The 3,721-nt window shown below is 59.9% G+C and carries 4 protein-coding genes and 2 pseudogenes; 3 read left to right on the top strand and 3 right to left on the bottom strand.

Annotation, left to right across the window (positions count from 1 at the left end; translation table 11 throughout):
• Positions 1–96 precede the first annotated feature (96 nt).
• The 3 genes and pseudogenes from RZR99_RS32260 to tnpB (RZR99_RS32270) all read left to right on the top strand — a co-directional run bounded on the left by RZR99_RS32260 (position 97) and on the right by tnpB (RZR99_RS32270) (position 1,061).
• Positions 97–315: a hypothetical protein gene (locus RZR99_RS32260; RefSeq protein WP_323123749.1), complete on the top strand. Its 219-nt coding sequence runs from the start codon at positions 97–99 to the stop codon at positions 313–315.
• Positions 316–525: 210 nt separating this feature from the next.
• A pseudogene (locus RZR99_RS32265) lies at positions 526–732 on the top strand (transposase); the annotation flags it as partial.
• Positions 708–1,061, top strand: coding sequence for an IS66 family insertion sequence element accessory protein TnpB (tnpB, locus tag RZR99_RS32270; protein WP_323123750.1), 354 nt, complete (start codon positions 708–710; stop codon positions 1,059–1,061). The pseudogene RZR99_RS32265 and the gene tnpB (RZR99_RS32270), both read left to right, overlap by 25 nt.
• 120 nt (positions 1,062–1,181) lie before the next feature.
• On the opposite strand, the gene RZR99_RS32275 is transcribed toward tnpB (RZR99_RS32270), so the two are convergent.
• The 3 genes and pseudogenes from RZR99_RS32275 to tnpB (RZR99_RS32285) form a co-directional block, all read right to left on the bottom strand.
• Complete coding sequence (locus RZR99_RS32275) at positions 1,182–1,631, bottom strand: NUDIX domain-containing protein (protein WP_323123751.1); 450 nt, start codon at positions 1,629–1,631, stop codon at positions 1,182–1,184.
• Between the two features lie 4 nt (positions 1,632–1,635).
• Positions 1,636–3,188, bottom strand: a pseudogene (tnpC, locus tag RZR99_RS32280) (IS66 family transposase).
• Positions 3,164–3,526 (bottom strand): IS66 family insertion sequence element accessory protein TnpB, encoded by a 363-nt coding sequence (gene tnpB / locus RZR99_RS32285; protein WP_323123752.1) that lies wholly within the window; start codon positions 3,524–3,526, stop codon positions 3,164–3,166. The pseudogene tnpC and the gene tnpB (RZR99_RS32285) overlap by 25 nt, the downstream one beginning before the upstream one ends.
• Positions 3,527–3,721: the final 195 nt, after the last annotated feature.

Here is a 3,721-nt window from a genome sequence, read left to right on the forward strand (position 1 = left end):
CGAGTCGTACCGGCTCAAGGAAGCGCGCGAGCGCAACGAGGCCCGGGCCCGGCAGCGCAAAACCGGCCGGCCCGCGGTGAAGAAGGTGGCAACATCATGAGCCGCACTCCGCTGTTGCCTTCGGGACGCCGGCGCGGTCTGCCGTTCGTCGTGCCCGACGACTGGACACCCGAGCAGGCGCTGGCCGTGTTCGAACTGCTCGATGACCTGCTGGCCACGATCACCGACTTCTACGGCGCTCAGCTTCACGAACAACTGCGCGAACTGCACGCGTCACGAGACGTCCGCACCAGAAAACACGATCCGCCGTTCTAAGCCACATCGAGCGCATCACATCAAAGGGGCCCTTGCGGCCCCTTCGTACTTGAGCAAAATNAAACACGATCCGCCGTTCTAAGCCACATCGAGCGCATCACATCAAAGGGGCCCTTGCGGCCCCTTCGTACTTGAGCAAAATGTCGACATTGCGCCGCCGCTTAAGCGCGGTTCTGGACAGCCATCAACAACATGCCCACTTCGCTGTCAGCATTCGTGCCAGTCGTGCCGATTGCCACTTCACCGATGGTACTCCCGCCCGAGCCATTACCGTTGTCCCCTTCGATGGCGCTCTCGCTGCACGTGCGCCTATCAAATGGCGTTGAGTTCGATCTCGGCGAGGCAAGCATCGACGAATTAGCCACCGTCATTCAAATGCTCGGGAGGCTTCCGTGTTCCGGTTCGACGACACCCTGAAGGTCTACCTGCACCGTGATCCGGTCGACTTCCGCTACGGCATGAATAGTCTGTCGATCCTCGTTGAACAGTCGATGCGCTTGAACCCGATGGACACGTCGCTTTACATCTTCGGCAACCGGCGTCGCGACCGCATCAAGATCCTGGGCTGGGACGGGAGCGGTTTCTGGCTTCTCATGAAACGGCTTGAGGCGAGCCACTTCATCTGGCCCGACCGGAAGACGGCGGTCGTGACGATGACGACGGATCTGCTGCATGCGCTGCTCGATGGTGATGACATTACTGCAATCCGGCAACATCCGAAGCACGAATATCTTCGTGTGAGCTGAACAGGCCAGCGGTGTGCCGGTCTAACCAGGTATGCCGCTCAACGTCACGATCACCGCCGACGAACTGTAACCGGTCAATTAATAACGCCGTGCAGAGGACACGTTGGAAGACAGAAAGCGTCAATGTTCCGCGAAGAGGGTATCGAGTGGGTAAGGTAACGCGAGCATCGGCATCTCACGCCGATGAAAATACTTCAGCGACTTCGTCTCAGAATCGGTAGGAAAACCAGTGCCGCCCACGATTTTGCAGGCAAACAACGTCACTACGTATTCGACCTCGTCGCCGTTGGGGTATCCGTATCGGAAGGAGCGGCCGCCGAACACACCGAGAACGCGGCTCACGCTTGCGTCGTAGCCCGTTTCCTCCATTACCTCCCGAACGATTGCGTCTTCGGGCGATTCGCCGAACTCGATCCCACCGGCAGGAAGGCTCCAAGGTCCACCAGTTGCTTTCTCTTGTAGGAGAAGCCGTCCATCCTCATCATGAATCACGGCGGCTACTGACGGGCTCAGAATCAGTCCGCTGCCTGCATGGCTACGTAGCCATTGGATATAGTTTTTGTTGCCCATGATTTTAGAAGGTCAGATTCCAGGGGAGTAAAATATTGTAGTCTTCTACACTCGTAGCATGGGGAAGTAAGGTGAATAACTTCACAAGGTATCGATATGGCTCAATTCTATTTGCCTTGCAAGTCTCGATGAGGGAGTACAGGTTAGCGCTGGCCTGCGCGCCGGCAACCGTATCAGAGAACAACCGGCCCTTGCGGCCGACGACGAACGGCCTTATCGTGTTCTCGCACAGGTTGTTCAAGATCGGCCAGTTGCCGTTCTCGATGTAGGGGATCAGTTTGGGCCACTGCCTGCTCATGTACTGCAACGCCTTGCCGAGCAGACTCGACGGCATGACGGTGGACAGATGCTCGACCAGCATGCGCTCGATGATGGCGAGCACGCGGGCGCTGTACCGGGCGCGCAGTCGCTGCCGACGTACGGGTTTCCACTTCGCGCAGCGCGCCTCGGCCGCGAACAGCTTACCGATTAGCATGACGAAACGCGTGGTTAGCAGATCCGGCGAGCGTGTCGCTGTCGGTACCGATTCCTCGGCCTTGATGAAGCCACGGCGCACGTGCGCCCAGCATCCGAGATGCACGAGCTGGTGATCGTGGGCGATGCCGTTGTAAAGTTCGTATCCGTCAGTCATCAGCACGGTGCCAGGCAGCACGCCGGCATAGAGCTTCTGCGCATGTTGGGCACCGCGCCCCGGCGAGTATGAGAACTCCGCACCGGTGGCCCCGAGCCGTTGACCTGCGCCCATAGATAGCTCTTTGCCTGCGGCCTTCGTCCTGGTTCCTTCAGCACCTGGAACGTTGTCTCGTCGCCGTAGATCAGGTCCGATTCGAGCAGCGCGTCGCGTATCAGGTTGATCACCGGTTGCGTGGCCAGTCCCACCCGCACCACACTGGCGGCCAGCGTATTCGACGAGATGTCGCCGCCGAAGCGACGCAGCAGCGTGGCCTGACGATACAGCGGCATGCTGTACTGGTACTTGCCAGTGATGATCCACGCCAGCGCGGATTCCGTGAGCAGTCCGCGCGGAATGATGCGCGCCGGTGCGGGCGTGACCTTGATGCCGAGATCGCAGCACGGGCAAGCATATTTGACTCGCTGATGCTGAACGACGCGGACCTGCTCGGGAATCACGTCAAGCTGCTCGCTCGTCTCGACGCCGATCTCGACGAGGGCGTGGCCGTCATGCGCGCAGAACCGTTCAGACTCCGGCAACTCGTGCCACACGACTTCGCGCGGCAAGTTCGGATCGAGTGGTTTGCGTCCGCGCTTGCCTTGCGTGTGGGCGGCGACCGACGTGCCGGGCACGTCCTCGCGCGCAGGCGCGTCAGCAGTCGTCGCCAGTGCCTCGGCTTCGTTGAACAGGCCGAGCTGGCCGGCATGGCGCGCCTCGCTCGACGCACCGAACAGTTCGTGCTTGTAGGTCCGCAGTTTTTCTTCGGCCAGATCGCGTTGTGCTGTCACGAGCCGGAGTTCGCCACGCAGCGTATCGCGTTCGGCGCTCGCGGCAATCAGCGCCTCGTACTCCTCGGCGCTCAACATGACGGGGTTGTTCGGCATGGTCGTTTAGACCATGCCACGTGCCTGGTGTTCAGCTCATCCGCGTGTAATATCGCTGGGGATGCTTCTAGATCAATGCCGTCGAGCAGCCAGTGCAACTGCTCAGTGCTGAGCGTGATCGTGTCGCCTCCGCTCGGCCAGATGAAGCGGTCAGCTTCGAGTCGCTTGAGCAACAACCAGAAGCCGTTGCCACCCCAGCCGAGGATCTTGACTCGATCGCGACGACGGTTGCCGAGCACGAACAGTGCCGAGGTCATTGGGTTCAGGCGCATCGCCTGTTCGACCAGGATCGACAGCTCGTTGATGCCCATACGGAAGTCGACTGGATCGCGATGCAGATAGACCGTAAGCGCTCTTTGAAGGACGCCATTGCACGGCGAGGCTGATTCACCGAGGCTACGTGTCCATGTTCAATGAACGTGGACAGGTGTGCATGAACGAGCAAGACGGAGGTTTGCAGAGCCGGTTGGTGGTCGATCTCAAGCGAGACGGACGGCGCAAGTACGACGAGGATGCGAAGCGCGAGTTGATAC

The organism is Burkholderia alba, from assembly GCF_034721475.1.
GTDB lineage: Bacteria > Pseudomonadota > Gammaproteobacteria > Burkholderiales > Burkholderiaceae > Burkholderia > Burkholderia alba.